This is a genomic window from Allohahella marinimesophila (assembly GCF_039538005.1).
In the GTDB taxonomy this organism is placed as follows: domain Bacteria; phylum Pseudomonadota; class Gammaproteobacteria; order Pseudomonadales; family Oleiphilaceae; genus Allohahella; species Allohahella marinimesophila.
The window spans coordinates 79,019-95,218 of sequence record NZ_BAABBO010000014.1 but is presented as its reverse complement, the minus strand read 5'-3'; the positions used below and the strand labels follow the sequence as shown (position 1 = coordinate 95,218).

General features: G+C 56.9%; 14 protein-coding genes. 8 read left to right on the top strand and 6 right to left on the bottom strand.

Annotated elements, in window-relative coordinates; translation table 11 throughout:
- Positions 1 to 114 precede the first annotated feature (114 nt).
- Entirely contained in the window at positions 115 to 984 is an 870-nt protein-coding gene (locus tag ABD735_RS15460) for an acyl-CoA thioesterase (protein WP_344808049.1), read from the top strand.
- A gap of 12 nt (positions 985 to 996) precedes the next feature.
- Here the strand turns inward: ABD735_RS15460 and ABD735_RS15455 are convergent, their stop codons facing one another.
- From ABD735_RS15455 to ABD735_RS15445, 3 genes are read right to left on the bottom strand one after another with little or no spacing between them, the layout of a single operon-like run.
- Positions 997 to 1,461, bottom strand: a complete 465-nt coding sequence (locus ABD735_RS15455) for a flavodoxin domain-containing protein (RefSeq protein ID WP_344808047.1) — start codon at positions 1,459 to 1,461, stop codon at positions 997 to 999.
- Between the two features lie 33 nt (positions 1,462 to 1,494).
- Complete coding sequence (locus tag ABD735_RS15450; RefSeq protein WP_344808045.1) at positions 1,495 to 2,649, bottom strand: GGDEF domain-containing protein; 1,155 nt, start codon at positions 2,647 to 2,649, stop codon at positions 1,495 to 1,497.
- A gap of 3 nt (positions 2,650 to 2,652) precedes the next feature.
- Positions 2,653 to 4,950 (bottom strand): YgiQ family radical SAM protein, encoded by a 2,298-nt coding sequence (locus tag ABD735_RS15445; RefSeq protein ID WP_344808043.1) that lies wholly within the window; start codon positions 4,948 to 4,950, stop codon positions 2,653 to 2,655.
- A 261-nt stretch (positions 4,951 to 5,211) separates the two neighbouring features.
- Here ABD735_RS15445 and ABD735_RS15440 point away from each other — a divergent pair, with 261 nt between their 5' ends.
- Both ABD735_RS15440 and ABD735_RS15435 read left to right on the top strand, forming a co-directional pair.
- On the top strand, positions 5,212 to 5,487 hold the full coding sequence (locus ABD735_RS15440) for a hypothetical protein (RefSeq protein ID WP_344808041.1): 276 nt from the start codon (positions 5,212 to 5,214) through the stop codon (positions 5,485 to 5,487).
- A 163-nt stretch (positions 5,488 to 5,650) separates the two neighbouring features.
- Complete coding sequence (locus ABD735_RS15435) at positions 5,651 to 6,034, top strand: hypothetical protein (protein ID WP_344808039.1); 384 nt, start codon at positions 5,651 to 5,653, stop codon at positions 6,032 to 6,034.
- 35 nt (positions 6,035 to 6,069) lie between these two features.
- Here ABD735_RS15435 and ABD735_RS15430 read toward each other — a convergent pair whose 3' ends face one another.
- Entirely contained in the window at positions 6,070 to 6,705 is a 636-nt protein-coding gene (locus tag ABD735_RS15430; protein WP_344808037.1) for a hypothetical protein, read from the bottom strand.
- A gap of 70 nt (positions 6,706 to 6,775) precedes the next feature.
- On the opposite strand from ABD735_RS15430, the gene ABD735_RS15425 reads away from it, so the two are divergent.
- From ABD735_RS15425 to ABD735_RS15405, 5 genes are all read left to right on the top strand, one after another.
- Positions 6,776 to 7,507 carry a proteasome-type protease gene (locus tag ABD735_RS15425; RefSeq protein ID WP_344808035.1) on the top strand — a complete coding sequence of 244 codons (732 nt, stop codon included), beginning with the start codon at positions 6,776 to 6,778 and terminating at the stop codon, positions 7,505 to 7,507.
- Between the two features lie 38 nt (positions 7,508 to 7,545).
- Positions 7,546 to 10,155, top strand: a complete 2,610-nt coding sequence (locus tag ABD735_RS15420) for a circularly permuted type 2 ATP-grasp protein (RefSeq protein WP_344808033.1) — start codon at positions 7,546 to 7,548, stop codon at positions 10,153 to 10,155.
- Positions 10,156 to 10,163: 8 nt separating this feature from the next.
- Positions 10,164 to 11,087 carry a transglutaminase family protein gene (locus ABD735_RS15415; RefSeq protein WP_344808031.1) on the top strand — a complete coding sequence of 308 codons (924 nt, stop codon included), beginning with the start codon at positions 10,164 to 10,166 and terminating at the stop codon, positions 11,085 to 11,087.
- A gap of 119 nt (positions 11,088 to 11,206) precedes the next feature.
- The gene (locus ABD735_RS15410; RefSeq protein WP_344808029.1) at positions 11,207 to 12,661 is read left to right on the top strand and encodes a circularly permuted type 2 ATP-grasp protein; all 1,455 of its coding nucleotides are present in this window, start codon (positions 11,207 to 11,209) and stop codon (positions 12,659 to 12,661) included.
- Positions 12,661 to 13,662, top strand: coding sequence for an alpha-E domain-containing protein (locus ABD735_RS15405; protein ID WP_344808027.1), 1,002 nt, complete (start codon positions 12,661 to 12,663; stop codon positions 13,660 to 13,662). The genes ABD735_RS15410 and ABD735_RS15405 overlap by 1 nt, the downstream gene beginning before the upstream one ends.
- Positions 13,663 to 13,734: 72 nt before the next feature.
- Here the strand turns inward: ABD735_RS15405 and panP are convergent, their stop codons facing one another.
- Both panP and ABD735_RS15395 read right to left on the bottom strand, forming a co-directional pair.
- Positions 13,735 to 15,378, bottom strand: a complete 1,644-nt coding sequence (panP, locus tag ABD735_RS15400; RefSeq protein ID WP_344808025.1) for a pyridoxal-dependent aspartate 1-decarboxylase PanP — start codon at positions 15,376 to 15,378, stop codon at positions 13,735 to 13,737.
- A 212-nt stretch (positions 15,379 to 15,590) separates the two neighbouring features.
- On the bottom strand, positions 15,591 to 16,154 hold the full coding sequence (locus tag ABD735_RS15395; protein WP_344808023.1) for a hypothetical protein: 564 nt from the start codon (positions 16,152 to 16,154) through the stop codon (positions 15,591 to 15,593).
- Positions 16,155 to 16,200: the final 46 nt, after the last annotated feature.

The window sequence follows — 16,200 nt, the reverse complement described above, 5'->3', positions numbered from 1 at the left end:
CTTGCTGCACTGCTTGCGTCGCAGTCCCTTCATTATGCATTATGTGACGCTTTTGGCCTAATGGCGAAAGCCATCGCCAGGGCCGTCAAATCAAACCTTGCCAGGATAAACGCCATGACTCACGTCGTAGAGCAGCTGCTCGAACTTCTGGAACTTCGCAAGCTTGATGACTATCTCTATCAGGGCACCAGTGAAGATCTCGGCTTTCCCAATGTCTTTGGGGGGCAGGTGGTGGGCCAGGCGCTCATGGCTGCTTATCGCACAGTCGACTCCGAATTGTCGGCTCACAGCCTGCACGCCTACTTCCTGCGTGCGGGCGATCCCGCACATGACATTATTTATGAAGTCACGCAGCTCAGGGATGGACGAAGTTTTTCGGCGCGACGAGTGGTCGCAAGACAGCACAATCAGGAGATTCTCACGCTCACGGCCTCATTTCAGCGTGAAGAAGCAGGATTCGAGCACCAGTTCGACATGCCCGATGTGGTTGCCCCGGATGGCCTGAAGTCCGAGCTGGAGATGCGGCGTGAGCATGCCGAGTGTATTCCCGAAAGCAAACGCGCGCAGCTGACCAGGGAATCACCGATAGAAATCCGACCGACCTGGCCGATGAACTACGTCAAGCCAGAGCCGCGTCCGCCTTACAAGGACACCTGGTTTCGCGCCATTTCGAATCTGCCGGATGAGCAGTACTGGCACCACTGTCTGCTGGCGTACGCTTCGGATTTCGGCTTGCTGGGCACGGGACTTCTGCCACACGCGAAGTCGTTCTACCAGCGGGACATGCAGGTCGCGAGTCTGGACCATGCGGTCTGGTTCCAGCGCAGCTTTCGCTTTGACGACTGGCTGCTCTATAGTACCGACAGCCCGAGCGCTTCAGGCGGTCGATGCTTCAATAGGGGCACCGTATTTGACAGGCAGGGCCGGCTGGTAGCCACTACGACGCAGGATGGTCTTGTTCGCCACCGGCCGCAAAAGGGCTAGGCTATCACCACGCTAGCTCGCAGCAGCTTGGCGAAAGCTGCCGAGATGCGCCTGCAGCCACTGCTGAGCCTCTTCTGCTGGATCAGTGGACATCATCGCGTCAATCATCAGCATCGGTGCGATCTCAGTAGCCGCGATATCCAGCAGCGCCGCTTGCAGCTGGCGGCCACCACCACAGTAGGTGTCGCCATAGCTGCTGTCACCTAGCGCGACCACGGCGAACGGATAACCTACCAGCATGGGCGGCTCATTGATGAGCCCTGACAGCAGCGGCTGCAGTGGGTCAGGCACGTCGCCGGATCCTGTGGTAGAGCTGACGATGAGCAGCATGGCATCTGGTACGCGAACCACATTCAGGGCGCTACGTTCATGCAGAGTGCACTCGAAGCCTGCCTTCTCCAGCAGTGTTTGTAGCGCGGCCGCCACATCGAGTGCGGCGCCATAGACGCTGCCAGCGGCAATCTGTATCGATTTCATGGTATCCCTTTGAAGTTCTGGCTGTTCTGTAGGCTATAGCAGGTCGTCAAAGCCCTTGAGTTCCAGATCCGAAGCCTGACTCTTTCTGCCAGGTTCGCTGAATTCTGGCGAAACCCGCCGATCTCTGGTCACTTGTGGAATGACGATGTTACGGCCACGCAGCTTGGCCTGATACAGGCTGACATCGGCCTGTCGCAGCAGCGCGCTGAGATCCTTGGCCGAATGAATGGAGCAGACGCCGCAACTCGTGGTGAGTCGAATCGTCTGCTGGCCATAGGTGACCTCCATGCGCGAAATCTTGATCCGCAGGCGTTCGGCCATGGCCAGGGCCTCGAGCAGCTTTGTATCCGGCAACAATATCAGGAACTCTTCACCACCCCACCGTGCGGCTGTATCCATCTTGCGACAGACGTCTCGCAGCGCATCTGCGAATTTTGTCAGCACCACATCGCCCGCATCGTGCCCATAGTTATCATTGATCTGCTTGAAGTGATCGATATCGAGCAGAATGACCGAAAAATGATGGCCATTTCTCTGGTAGCGGGAAAATTCGCTTTCGAGCTGATCGCGCATATCCCTGCGGTTCGGCAGTTTCGTCAGCTCGTCAGTGCGGGCCGCGTACTCATAGAGCTTGCCGATGGTGACCAGCTGACTGATGGCATCGCGTCTCTGCTTGTCTACGATGTAGGAAAATACGATGACGAACATGACCGTGCTGAAAAAACGAATCTGAAAATCGGCACTGTAGCTGGCTACCACGATCGAGAGATTCTCGAAATTGAAAATCAGCAGCATGCCAATCATCAAGGTGGCGACCAGCGACAGACCTGTCTTGAGTCCGGAGATGTAGAAAACGAAGGGCGGGAACACGTAAAACCAGAGAATGCCGGTATTCGACTCGCCACCACTCGCTGCAAGATACAGCAGGATCAGCCCGATCGACCAGAGGAAGAACGACTTGTAAAGATCGTCATCCCTGCTGAAGAACAGTATGAATTCGTTGACGAGCATGGTGGCCGCAAAACTGAAGAGAACAGCTGCGTGTAGCAGGTGATCCAGCATCAGCGAGCGTAAGCCAATCATTACCGCCACCACCGCGCCGCTGGCGGCAATCCAGCGCACGACACGCTTCACAGAAGCCTCGTTACTGGCAATTCCTACGAGCGTCTCGCGTTGCTGGTCGCTCATCGACTAAGCAGAGCCCTGCTTGCGCCTACCTGCCACGGCAGTGCGCTTCTTGTGGCCTGCCGGAGCAGGAGTTCCCTTGCGCGGCGGTAGCCCGGTATGCTGGGTCAGGATGGCACCTTTCGCAGGCTTCCTGGCAGACGTCGGTTTACCAGTACGCTTGGTCTTCGGCGACCAGCCAGCTGGCTGCGTCGGCGGGACCAGATGGCGCTTGCCGAAGCCGATGAGATGGGCTCGCCCCATACTCTGCAAGGTTTCTCTCAACAGGGGCCAGTTGTCCGGATCGTGATAGCGTAGAAAGGCCTTGTGCAGTCGCCGCTGTTTCAGACCTTTGGGAACCACCACGTCATCACTATCTCGTCCGATCCTGTGCAGTGGATCCTTGCCGGTATGGTACATGGTTGTGGCGCTGGCCATGGGTGAGGGGTAGAAGGCCTGGACCTGATCTGCCCGGAAGCCATTGGTCTTGAGCCAGAGCGCCAGGTTGAGCATGTCCTCGTCCCGCGTGCCTGGATGGGCCGCTATGAAATAGGGGATGAGGTATTGCTGCTTGCCGGCCTTGCGACTGAAATGCTCGAACATTTCCTTGAAGCGATGATAGGTCTCCATCCCCGGCTTCATCATTTTCGACAAGGGCCCGGCTTCAGAATGCTCAGGCGCAATTTTCAGATAGCCGCCGACGTGGTGCGTCACCAGTTCTTCGACATATTCGGGATCGCGAACGGCGAGATCGTAGCGCAGCCCCGAAGCAATCATGACCCGTTTCACCCCAGGCAGCGCCCGCGCCTTGCGATAGAGCTGGGTCGTCGCACTATGGTCTGTTTTCAGATTCTTGCAGATGGTAGGGAACACACACGACAGCCGCCTGCAGCCAGCATGAATCTCCTCGGATTTGCAGTTTAGGTGATACATGTTCGCAGTTGGTCCACCGAGATCCGAGATCGTGCCGGTGAAGCCCGGGGTCATGTCACGGATCTTCTCGATCTCTCGCAGCACCGATGTTTCCGAGCGACTCTGGATCCAGCGCCCTTCATGCTCAGTGATCGAGCAGAATGAGCAACCACCGAAACAGCCACGCATGATATTGACCGAGAAGCGGATCATGTCGAAGGCCGGGATCTTCGCGTCGCCATAACTTGGGTGCGGTACCCGCTGAAACGGTAACTCGAACACGTCGTCGAGCTCTTCGGTCGTCAGGGGTATGGCTGGCGGGTTCACCCACAGCCAGCGCTCGCCATGGCGCTGCAACAGCGGTCGTGCGTTGGCCGGATTGGTTTCGAGGTGCAGAACCCGCGAGGCGTGGGCGTAGAGCACGGGGTCATTCTTGACGACTTCGTACGCCGGCAGCTCGATATATTCAGGCTTTGAGGTCGGCGAGGGCAGCAAGCGCAGAATCTGGGCTTCCACCTGCTTGCCAGCCTCGCCCGACACATCAAGCGCCGCCATGGCATCGCTGCGCTTGCCACAGCCACTCGACACATTCAGCCCGAGTTCAGTTTCTGGCGCAGGCGAAATGCCGTCCACCACCTCATTGGCGGCGGTGTCCTGTTCATAGACGTAAGGATTCTTCGGCGCCTCGACCTTGCCGGGACGATCGATATGTGTGGAGTCGCGCGATGCCCAGGCCTGGGGCGGCTGCTCGAGCATTACCGCCGTGCCGCGAATGTTCGACATGGCCCTGAGCGATTCGCCACGTGCCGCACGCTCGGCGATTTCAACGATGGCGCGTTCGGCATTTCCGTAGACCAGCAAATCGGCTTTCGAGTCTGGCAGGACCGATCGCTTCACTTTCTCCGACCAGTAGTCGTAATGTGCAATTCGTCGCAGACTGGCCTCGATACCGCCTAGCAGCACCGGTACCTCGGGATAGGCTTCCTTGCAGCGCTGGCTATACACGGTGGCCGCGCGGTCCGGCCGCTTGCCACCTTCGTTGTTTGGCGTGTAGGCATCGTCATGGCGAATCTTCTTGTCCGCCGTGTAGCGGTTGATCATGGAATCCATGTTGCCCGCGGAGACGGCGTAGAAAAGATTCGGTTTGCCAAGGCGGCGAAAATCGACAGCCGAATGCCAGTCGGGCTGCGCTATGATGCCGACCCTGAATCCCTGGTTCTCCCAGGTTCTGCCGACCACGGCCATGCCAAAGCTCGGATGATCGACATAGGCGTCACCACAGACAATGATGATGTCACAGCTATCCCAGCCGAGTTCAGTCATTTCAGCGACCGACATCGGCAGGAAAGGGGCGATGCCGAAGCATTCGGCCCAATATTTATTACCAGAAAACAGCGGCTTGGCTGCTTGCATACAGGCGTCCAGTTGAAGCGATGCTTCAGAATAGCTGATGGCCATGCGCGCGAAAACGAGCCCGAAGGCACGGCGCTAAACGATCCTGGTTGCCGATCAGCAGAGACTAACGCATTCTATAAATGAATGAACGCGGCATGATAACCTAAAGCAGCTTATTTTTCGACCGTATTCATGGTGTCTCGTCAGGCCCGAAACCCTTGGTTCACGCTACGTTGACGTCCGGTCGAAAAGATCATCGTTTTAAGAGGACAGGTCATAATGAGTTCAGGAGATTCAAAGGAAATCAGCCGCCAGGCCAGAATGATCTCGGAGATGCGGGGTTTCATCAAGAAGGTGCTGGCCGATCCGACCATCACTGCCCGCTGCATGGAGATTGCCAGGCAGCACAGAAACGAGCGAGACGCCGATACGCTCATTGCGCAGGAAATCAGCGCAACCACTACGATCAGGATTCCTGAGGAAATGAGCGATGCCGACCGCTTGTTTATCGAGGTGATCAACGAAGTGCTCGAGGATGAAGAGGCGCTTTATTGAGGTGACGTCCGTCACATTCCGTTACTTCAACTTACGAAGTAAGGCCTTGAAATCGTGAACTTTTACACAGAAAGACAAAAGCGTCACTGATTTTTGCCCTGGTGCCCAGTAAGCTTTCGCCCATTGTTGCGTGTCCGCGCGGCTTCTGGAGATCCTGGGACTCATGATGCTTTATTTAAGATTCGTTCAACTAGCCGCAGTCTGTCTGGCTGCAGCCATGGGTCAGGCTGGTGCGGAAGCTCTGGCAGCTGCACCCCTGAACGCCGTATTGCTATTGGCTGCTTTGCCGCTGGTGCTGTTTGCTCTCGCCATGTTTGGGCAGCTTGGCAAGAACGCTGATCTTGCTGCCACGCTGTTCGGCATCATCGCTGCCGTCGTTGTGCTGCCCAGTCTCATCATGCCGGTGCTGTGGAGTTCAGAAGCTTCTGGTCTTGCAGATCCTATGGGTATGCTGGCGCCGCTGCTGGTGGTACAGACCTTCCTCATCGTTTCAGCAGCCGCCATGGCACATCGTGCGTCGACGAAGCTTGTAGCGCTCGCGCGCTGATCACCTCGCCGGCTATCGGGTCGGCAAGCCTGCTATCAGTCGGCAGTCGCCTTGATCACCAGGAGCGGCTGCAAACCCATAGCGCCATCCGGCGAATCGAGAAGTTCAATATGCACTCTGCTGCCAGACAGCAGTGTCAGTTCGGTACGCGTCTTTTCGCCAGGCAACAGTACGCTGGCCATACTCAGCAATCGCCTCCCCATCATCGACCCCACCAGTGACCGGCCAGGCAGTTCACTGAGGGCTCCGTGAATCAACAATTCCCCTGCGCCTGATGTCTGTTCTGCCGCCTTGATGAACAATCTGGTCGACTCGTTCGTTCCAGCTTGCAAGGTACACCCCTGCAACTCGCTCCAGCTCCGCTTCAGGCGCCAGCCGGGCATTGTCGAGTCCAATAGCTGACCGGGTAGACCAAAACTCTGTAGCCAGGGACGGGGGGTATCAGGCACAGTGCCGGCGCCCAGTTCATGGTAAGCCAGCGCTGCCTTTCCGGCTGGAAACTGCGCAGGCAAACAAAGCGTAAGTACCTGCAGCCGGCCCTTTTCGAGATACTGCAACAGCGTTCGCAGAATGAGAGCTGCCTGCTGTTTCGTCTCGTCAGTCGCCGCCTCGATTTCGTCAGCTTCGTGAGCAAGGAAGAAAAAATGGTATTCAGTGACTGATGGCGTCATGCTATCTGGACTTCATGCCTGCGGGCCTGAAGCTTCCCCCGTGAATTAATGACTGGTAATGGAACAAACAATGACATATTGCGTCGCCATCGCGGTAGACAAAGGTCTCGTCTTCGCGTCCGATTCGCGCACCAATGCCGGTGTTGATCATATCAGCGTCTACCCGAAAATGAACACGTTCGAGATTCCTGGACGTGCCTACTTCGTGCTGTGTTCGGCGGGAAACCTGGCGACCACACAGGCCGTGGTCAAGGCGATTCAGCGCGATCTGGACCATGAGGTCTCCGAGTCTCTGGCCACCTGTCGTGACATGAGTGACGCGGCGCGTTATATCGGTACGCTGAGTGTCCGTCACCGCCTGTATTATCAGAAGGAGCTCGAGCAGAAGGCGACTTTCGATGCCAGCTTTCTGCTGGGCGGGCAGGTGCGCGGTGAGTCACCTGACCTCATGATGATCTATCCTGAGGGTAACTACATCACGTACTCACCCTATAGCCCCTACATGCAGTTGGGCGAAACGAAGTACGGCAAACCCATTCTCGACCGGGTCATCAAGTGTGCAACCTCGCTGGAAGATGCCGCCAAGTGCGCGCTCGTCTCGCTTGATTCCACCATGCGCAGTAATCTCAGCGTCGCGCCACCGATAGACCTGTTGATACTCGAAAAGGACGCTTTCGAGCCGGCTCATCGCTGGCAGCTGAAGCTCAATTCCCCCTATTATGCCTCGTTGCGGAAGCGCTGGGGGGAAGGGCTGCTCGACCTCTTCAACAATCTGCCAGCATTCGACTGGGAAAAGGAATGACAGTCATGCGGCGTTTGCGAACGGGAGCGATATAGGTTTTGAATGAAAGGATACCTGGTCCGCGCCTGCCAGAGCTGAAAGGCCAGCAGCAAAGTCAACAGATGCTCGACCTTCAGGCCTCGGCGTACGCTGGCACGGCTGATGGTTACGACGAGATGGTGGCCGCCGATGGCAGCGTTCGTCCGCACTGGTCGAATCTGGCCAGTCTGCTCACGAAGAATTCGGCCGAGCAGTGGCGAGCGCTGCGACGGGAATCCGAGCGGCGTCTGAGAGACCAGGGCGTCTATTACAACGTCTATACCGATCCGGCGGGTGCTGGTCGAACCTGGCGTCTCGATCCATTGCCAATGATCATCGCGCCGAATGAGTGGGATGTGCTGCAGCCCGCCATACAGCAACGAGCCCGCCTGTTCTCCCATATCCTGCTGGACCTGCAGGGGGAGTCACGCTGTCTTCGCAATGGCCTGCTGCCGCCGGAGCTCGTCTACCTGCATTCCGGTTATTATCCGGCTCTGTTTGGCGGCGCGGCGCAGGCCATGACCCTGTTTGCCTCTGACCTGGCGCGTGGCCCTGATGGCAACTGGTGGGTCGTCAGCGATCGGACCCAGGGGCCTTCGGGTATTGGCTACGTCATGGAGGCCCGGCAGGTCAGTAACCGGGTCATGCGGCCGGAAGTACGTGATATTCAGCCGGCCAGCCTGCTGCCATTCCTGCGCAAGGTGAAAGCGCATCTGGCCGCGCTGGCCCCTCGCAAGACTGAAGATCCTGTCATCGTGCTCATGTCCTCGGGCGTGGGCAACGAAGTGTATTTCGAACATGCGTATCTGGCCAATCACCTGGGTATCACCCTGGCCGAGGGTGGCGACCTCACGGTTCGGGATGGCAACGTCTTTCTGAAGACAGTGGATGGCCTCAAGCAGGTTGACGTCATCATTCGGCGGGTCGACGATTCCTTCTCTGACCCGCTTTATTGCCGTGGAGACTCGGTGCTTGGCGTTGCTGGACTCGTTCAGGCGCAGAAGCTTGGTCGCATTGGCCTGGCCAATCCCATCGGTTCAGCCATTCTCGAGTCGCCGGGTATTCTGCCTTTTCTACCGCGACTCGCGCGCTATTTCCTGAATGAATCCCTGAAAATCAACAATGTGGCTACCTGGTGGTGTGGGCAGCCTGCGGAGCGCCAGCATGTCTGCAGCCGCATCGACGATATGGTCATCAAGCATATCGACAGGGGCAATACCCCTATATTCGGCGGCGCGCTCACGAAAGCCGAACAGGCTTTGCTTATCGGGCGCATCAAGGCCCAACCCTGGCAATATGTCGGTCAGCAGCGGCTTGCCTTTTCGACGGTGCCGACCTTCAATGGCGACGAGCTGATTCCGCGCCATCTGGTGACGAGGCTCTTCACCGTGGGCAATGGCGCGGAGTACGACGTCATGCCTGGTGGCTTGACCCGAGTCTCTGGCGCATCGTCGCAGCCCTTCGTCTCAAGTCAGAAGGGCGGTCTCAGCAAGGATACCTGGGTCATCAGTGAGCAGACCGAGCCTACCGCTGCGCTGATGGCGGAACAGAGCTATCGGCATGAGCAGGCTGAACGTGGGCGCAACAGCCCGCCAGTCCCACTCACCAGCCGGGCTGCTGAAAACATCTACTGGATGGCGCGATATCTCGAACGGTCGCAAACCATTCTTCGGCTCATGAGCAGCTACAGCGAGCTCTATGACCGCCGCTACGAAGAGGATGTGCAAGTTGAAGCCAGGCTGTTGAATACGCTGGCCATCTGCATCTACCAGCATCTGAGCTTTTCGATGGTAGCCTTCGAAAACGAGAGCAAGGCCCGGCTGAGCAAGCCACTCACGGTCGAAAAGCTCGCGCGATGGGTCTATGCAGAAACCGTCAACGGTAGCATCACGAACAACCTGCGATCAGTCATTCGCAGTGGCTATGAGGTGAGGGATCTTTTCTCCGGCGACGGCTGGCGCAGTATCGAGAACCTGGAGCAGACGCTCAAGACGATCGCCAAGCGCTTTAGCGCCGCCGAAGAGGGGTATGGTCTCGATCGCAGCGATATTGACGATATGCAGCGCACGCTGTCCAACACGTCTTTTGCAGTCACTGGCGCCACGGGGGACAGCCTGCCGCTGGATCAGGGTGGACTGTGGCTCAAGCTTGGCCGCGATCTCGAGCGCGCTCATTGCCTGACCTTCCTCGTGGCAAGGTTCATCGGTCAATATCAGATCGAGGGTGAGCATCGTCAGCTTGAAGAGCTGCTGCGCGGCAATGATGCCTACGGCAGTTATCGTCGACGCATGGGGACGCTCATTGAATCTTCCGCTGTGTTCTATCACCTGCTGCTGGACCCTAGAAATCCTCGATCGCTCTACGCCATCATCGACGGTATGGAGCCGCTGACACAGTCGCTCGATGCCAGAAGAAGCAATGCCGCCAGTGGGCAGGATCAACTGGGTGACGCCCTCTTTGCGGCACTCGCCCAGCTCCGGCTGGCGCCCCAGGCGGTCTGGTCCGATCTCCGACATCAGCGCCTGAACGTCGTTGATGTGGTCTTCAGAACGAAGCAGAATCTCAACTTGATCGGGCAGGAAATCGATCAGCGCTTCTTTGCCCAGGTCAAACAGACTTCAAGACGTTAGGCGAGCCAATGACAGTTCCACAGATTTCAGTCAGACACGACACCACCTACGCCTACTTTGCGCCGGCCTCGCTGTCTTATTACCGGGCCTGTCTGCAGCCGCTGAGCCAGGTGCGCTGCAATCATTTCATGCAGAAGCTGGAAAGCTTCACCCTGCATGTCGATCCGGCGCCCCGGCTGACCCTGCGTGAACGCGACGTCTTCGCAAACGTGCAGGCCTACTTCGAAATAGATCAGCCACACGACAGATTGCTGGTGCGTTCTGAGGCAAAGATGTCGCAGACGCCCATCGGCGCGGTGCCACTTGCTGAAACGCCTGAGCTTTTGAAGCCATGGGAATCCCTGCTGCTTCCCGAACTTCGGGCCACGCTGCCAACGAGCGGCTTCATCGCCTGTATCTATCCCAGCCAGCGCGTGCCTGATGCCGCCGATGCTGCTGATATCGTTGAATTCGCCAGGGAAAGTTTCACGCCTGCCCGCTCTATCATTGAAGCGCTGATGGACTTTACCCATCGTATACACGAAGCATTCAGCTACGAAGGCGGCAGTACCCACGTCGATACGCCTGTCACCGAGGCCTGGTCGAACAAGAAAGGCGTGTGTCAGGATTTCAGTCATTTTGGACTGACCGGATTGCGCGGGCTTGGCCTGCTCACTGCCTACGTCAGCGGCTACATGCTGACGGAAGCTCCGGAGGGTGAGGAAAAGCTGGTTGGCTCCGACGCCTCGCATGCCTGGATCGCGCTTTGGGTGCCTGGGTTCGGCTGGTTGCACGCCGATCCCACCAACGATTGCCTGGTTGATGATCGCTATATCGTGACGGCCATTGGCAGAGACTACAGCGACATACCGCCACTGCAAGGTGTGAGTTATGGCGCCGACAGTCAGCCGCCCGTGGTTGGCGTAACGGTATCTAGGGACGGTCTGACCTGATTAGTGAATTGAGGTATTCCGGCCGATCTGGCATGGTTGATGAACTGAATTCCGAATGAAGAACAACAGAGGCAGCAAGCGGTCTCACAAAATTGAGCGGTTTAAGGAAGCTAAACGCTATGGGCATAGACTGGAAGAAGTACACTTATCCTGATTTGTACGACGAACTCATCGATGCGAACGGCAAGCCACGCACCATCGCTGAGCCGCTCGCCAGACAGCTTGCCAACATGGACCCGGAAGACCTTATTCGGCTGAAGCAGACTGCCGAGCTGGCCATCAAGGAGATGGGGGTGAGTTTCACCGTCTATGATGCCGAGGGTGGCTCAATAGACAGGCAGTGGCCCTTCGATATTCTCCCGAGAATCATGGGGAGTCGTGAGTGGACGGTGGTCGACAAGGGCCTGAAGCAGCGTGCCAAGGCCTTGAACATGTTCATCGACGATCTGTACCACGATCAGCGCATCATCAAGGACAAGGTCTTTCCCAAGGAAGTCATCGCCAAGTCGAAGAACTTCAGGAAACAGTGCATAGGCATGAATCCGGCTCACGGCATCTGGGCGCATATCTGCGGTTCGGATCTCGTGCGGCATTCCGACGGTAACATCTATGTGCTCGAAGACAACCTTCGTGTGCCTTCCGGTGTGTCCTACATGCTGGAAAACCGCCAGGTCATGAAACGGGTATTCGCCGATCTATTCAGTGAGTATTCGATTCTGCCGGTTGATGACTATCCATCGCAGCTCTTCGATACACTCGCAGCGCTCTCGCCTCGGCCTGCTGCATATCCTCAGGTGGTCGTCATGACGCCTGGCATATACAACTCAGCCTATTTCGAACACTCCTACCTTGCGCAGCAGATGGGTTGTGAACTCGTGCAGGGCAGTGACCTGATCGTCGACGATGACGACTGCGTCTACATGAAGACCATCGATGGCCTCGAGCGTGTGGATGTCATCTACCGACGGGTAGACGATCTGTTCCTCGACCCCGAGGTCTTCGACAAGACCTCAATGCTCGGAGTCCCTGGCCTCATGAGAGCCTGGTTGGCGGGAAATGTAGCGCTGGCCAATGCGCCCGGTGCAGGCGTCGCCGATGACAAGGTCGTCTATGCCTTTGTCCCGGACATGATCAAATACTACCTGTCTGAAGAGCCGATTCTGCCGAATGTTCCCACCTATCTCTGCATGCGTGATGATGAATGCAAGTACGTGCTGGAGAACCTCGAGAAGCTGGTAGTCAAGCCAGCGAATGAGTCTGGTGGTTATGGATTGCTCGTAGGCCCACAGTCTACGAAGAAAGAGCGCGAAGCCTTTGCCAAACTGATCAAGGCAGATCCGAGAAACTTCATCGCCCAGCCCACCCTTAACCTGAGCACCATTCCCACGCTGTTCGACGGCAAGCCCGAGCCACGCCATGTCGACATGCGGCCGTTCATCCTGTCCAGTGATCAGATTCACGTCACGACTGGCGGATTGACCCGTGTAGCCCTGACCAAGGGCTCCCTGGTGGTGAACTCATCGCAGGGCGGTGGCAGCAAGGATACCTGGATCATTGATGAGGAGAGCATCTGATGTTATCGAGAGTCGCAAGCAATATTTACTGGATGGCACGCTATCTCGAACGAGCAGAAGGTGTCGCCAGGCTCATCAATGTCAATTCGAATCTGTTGCTGGATTTGCCGAAGGGCATTTCGCCGAAGTGGGGACAGCTGGTGTCGATCACCGGCGCCGACGAGCTGTATTCGCAGGAGGCCGATGATAGCGATCGTGATGGTCGTCAAGCCTTGAAGATACTCATCACCGACGAAAAATCGCCAGTCTCGCTGGTGACATCCATCGTCAATGCGCGGGAAAACGCACGTACTGTTCGCGATGTCATGCCCCGTGAAGTCTGGGAAGCGATCAATAGCCTGTTCATCTTTGCAAAGGACGGCTCTGCGCAGGCCCTGGGCAAGCGCGGGCGTTATCAGTTCCTGTCGGATGTCATCGAACAGTGCCAGACCATATCAGGTATCCTGGCAGGCACAATGAATCGTGATGCCGGCTATATGTTCCTTGAAATGGGTCGCCTGATCGAACGGGCCGACATGACGAGTCGCATCATCGACACCCGGTCGGCCAATCTGCTGCCGAACGACCACGAGATGGATGAAGAGTCGCCAGCGTTGCTAGAGGCTGTAAAGCGCCGGACTTACGACAGTCTGCAGTGGATGAGTGTACTGAAATCGCTGACTGGCTATCAGATGTACCGATTGGAAATGCAGGTGCGGATTCAGCGTCAGGAAGTGCTGAAATTCCTTATGCAGTCCACTGTGTTTCCACGATCGATTACACGCTGCATGCTCGAAATCGAAGCGACGCTGGAAATTCTTGAGAACGGTGAGCGGGCTCTGCTGGTGATCAATCGCCTGAAGCGACAGCTGGACCATGCCAACTTCACCAAGCTTAAGCAGACTGAACTCCAGCATTTCGTGGATCAGCTACAGGTCGGCTTCAGCCAGCTGCATGACGAGCTCGGTTACGCCTACTTCGGGCAGATACAGGACGCCAAGCAGACTCAGGCTGCTGGATGAGTCAGCTGGCCGGGTCCATAAAGGCCCGGCCGACACTGTTAAAAGCCTGAGCTAGCCGTTGTGTAGGGCTGCTCAGGCAGCCTTTCTGATAATGACTTCGATCTGTTCCACCAGTTCACGCACTTCAGGTTCGGCGGCTATACCGGACTGTTCCTCAAGCACGCCTCGCAGAATATCCCTTGTCGTCAGTGGGTTCGCCAATACTACCCGAAACACGATGCAGTCCTGATAATCGTACTGCGGCGGGTTAAGACGTGTGCGCGATACAAAGGCCTTGCCACGGTTGCGCTGCGTTTTCTGAATCCGCTTGGTAATCTTGCTCAGCAGTTCATTGATCTCCCTGCATTGCTGCGGTGTACAGTTTCGCATTTGCCGCCTTATGGATTCCGGTGCAAAGCGATAAGTCAGCAGATTGAGTTCAGGCTCCGATATCAGTTCGAATTCAGAGGTCTTCTTGATCTCGGCAGCGAAATACCTCGCTTTCTCAATACCCTGATCGATAAGAATCTCATAGCCGGTACGGCCAATGATCTTGAGCGCCGATTGAATCAGCATGGCCATACCCGGGCGGGAGCCTTCGAGCGTTTTGCTGCCCAAATCCCTTGAACCCTTGCGAATAATGTATTGTGCGTGATGCTCGATGGCGTTCGGTGTCAACGGATCCCTGAACAGGACCAGACCGGAACCCATTGGGACATAAAGCTGCTTGTGGGCATCCAGCGTGACCGAGTCCGCGAGTTCGATACCCTTCAGCAGATGTTTGTGCGTTGAGGAGAACAGGGTAGGGCCTCCCCAGGCAGCATCGACATGGAAATGAATACCGAAACGCTTGGCGATGGCTGCGACTTCAGCAAGATTGTCCACGTTGCCGGTTTCAGTTGTACCGGCCACACCGACGATGGCAATGACCCGTGTGCCCGCCGCCTTCATCTCTTCACAGCGACCGATCAGACGATCCGGACGTATGCGATTGCTGTCGTCGGTGTCTATGGCAATGACCTGGTCGCTGCCGAGTCCCAGCAGGTCTGCTGATTTGCTCAGGCTATAGTGGCCTCGCTTCGAGACCAATACGGCACAGTCATCATAGCCATAATGCTTGAGGGCACGCGCCAGTCCAGCCTTGCGAACACCCTTGAAATCTCCGTCCGCCGGAAAACACTGGTTTCTGGCGACCCACAAGGCCGTCAGGTTGGCAATAGTGCCGCCTGAGCACATGCTGCCGAGCGCAATCGAGTGGTCGTGCAGATTGCGCTCGTAGAAGGCATCGCTGGCGCCATAGACCAGCCGGTGAAGCATGCCGAGCACCTGTCGTTCGAGCGGCGTGAACGCCTTTGAGGTCTCGGTTTTGACGAGGTTCTGGTTCAGCGCGATCATGATGCGCGAGAGTGGCAGCATGAAATAGGGGAGTGCCGACGTCATGTGGCCAATGAAGCTGGGCGAGGCCGTATGCACGGAATGGGCAACGAGCTTGTCCAGAAGATGCTGCGTCTGCTCAGATACGAAAATCGGCTGTTCTGGAATCTCGGAACTGCTGAAGTCCTTTTCGACCTCATCCAGATCCTTTTCGACCGCTACGATATGGTCCTGCAGGAACCCCGCAAGATTGTGCGAGATCTGCTGGTCGATTCGCCCCAGTGTCGATTCGGGCGCTTCGGCGACGGTAAACACCCGGTACATGCTCTCGATGCTGGCACTGGCGGTTTTTTCCGTAGCCATTTCAATGAAATCCTGCTTTGGCATAGACTACCTTGATATTACGCCTGACGTTTTCACAGTGGCGACGAGTGTCCCGTCACGCAGTGCGTGCATCCATGGTACGCGCGCCGACTCACTTTCGACACGCGTACCTAGTATAGCGGAAGTCGGTCCCAGAAAAAGGGCCGGGTTCAGTCTCGGCCGTGAGGCAGTCGGCAATGCCGTGCTCGATTTCAGGGCTTGCCGCTCAATTGGCCAGCAAAGGTCAGCTCGCCAGCCTGCACCAGTTCCCTGATCACCGCTGTGGAAGCTTCGGTACGCCGATTGGCCTCCAGCGCTCGCTTCAGCTCACTTCTTATCTCGGACAGTGGTGCCTTCATCTGTTCTGAATTGTTGTCGTAGAAGCGTTCAACATCGTCATCATTGATCTTCTTGGCGCCGACCCTCGCCATGAGCTCGCTGAATTCTTCGGCACGACTGTCCAGCGTAATGTTTACCGACTGCATTAAGCCGCGCTGATACTGTTCCAGAGCAGCGCGCCAGGCATCATGGAAAACCTTGCGCGCCTCGGGTGGGAGCGTGGCCGGGGTGTAGATGATCCCCTTGAGCTCGAAAAGCGCGATATCCGGATCTGGCAGGGCTTCGGTGGCGAATGCCGGGGGCGCCGACTGCCGTTCCGGACTCTGGGTGTGAATGAGCGTAGCTATGAACATACCCAGCGCAAAAGCACAGAACACGAAGAGACCGGTCGGCAGCCTGGCAAAGGTGCTCGCATGATCTTTCGAACGGAAGAGCATGATCCGGATCCTTTGGGCTGGTGGGTAAATTTGCGAGAGCAGGATT

Excerpts from the sequence above, each read along its gene's own strand:
- ABD735_RS15430 (WP_344808037.1), bottom strand. The coding sequence starts at position 6,705 with ATGACGCCATCAGTCACTGAATACCATTTTTTCTTCCTTGCTCACGAA.
- ABD735_RS15460 (WP_344808049.1), top strand. The coding sequence starts at position 115 with ATGACTCACGTCGTAGAGCAGCTGCTCGAACTTCTGGAACTTCGCAAG.
- ABD735_RS15405 (WP_344808027.1), top strand. The coding sequence starts at position 12,661 with ATGTTATCGAGAGTCGCAAGCAATATTTACTGGATGGCACGCTATCTC.
- ABD735_RS15435 (WP_344808039.1), top strand. The coding sequence starts at position 5,651 with ATGATGCTTTATTTAAGATTCGTTCAACTAGCCGCAGTCTGTCTGGCT.
- ABD735_RS15395 (WP_344808023.1), bottom strand. The coding sequence starts at position 16,154 with ATGCTCTTCCGTTCGAAAGATCATGCGAGCACCTTTGCCAGGCTGCCG.
- ABD735_RS15425 (WP_344808035.1), top strand. The coding sequence starts at position 6,776 with ATGACATATTGCGTCGCCATCGCGGTAGACAAAGGTCTCGTCTTCGCG.
- ABD735_RS15410 (WP_344808029.1), top strand. The coding sequence starts at position 11,207 with ATGGGCATAGACTGGAAGAAGTACACTTATCCTGATTTGTACGACGAA.
- ABD735_RS15440 (WP_344808041.1), top strand. The coding sequence starts at position 5,212 with ATGAGTTCAGGAGATTCAAAGGAAATCAGCCGCCAGGCCAGAATGATC.
- ABD735_RS15450 (WP_344808045.1), bottom strand. The coding sequence starts at position 2,649 with ATGAGCGACCAGCAACGCGAGACGCTCGTAGGAATTGCCAGTAACGAG.
- ABD735_RS15415 (WP_344808031.1), top strand. The coding sequence starts at position 10,164 with ATGACAGTTCCACAGATTTCAGTCAGACACGACACCACCTACGCCTAC.
- panP (WP_344808025.1), bottom strand. The coding sequence starts at position 15,378 with ATGGCTACGGAAAAAACCGCCAGTGCCAGCATCGAGAGCATGTACCGG.
- ABD735_RS15445 (WP_344808043.1), bottom strand. The coding sequence starts at position 4,950 with ATGCAAGCAGCCAAGCCGCTGTTTTCTGGTAATAAATATTGGGCCGAA.
- ABD735_RS15455 (WP_344808047.1), bottom strand. The coding sequence starts at position 1,461 with ATGAAATCGATACAGATTGCCGCTGGCAGCGTCTATGGCGCCGCACTC.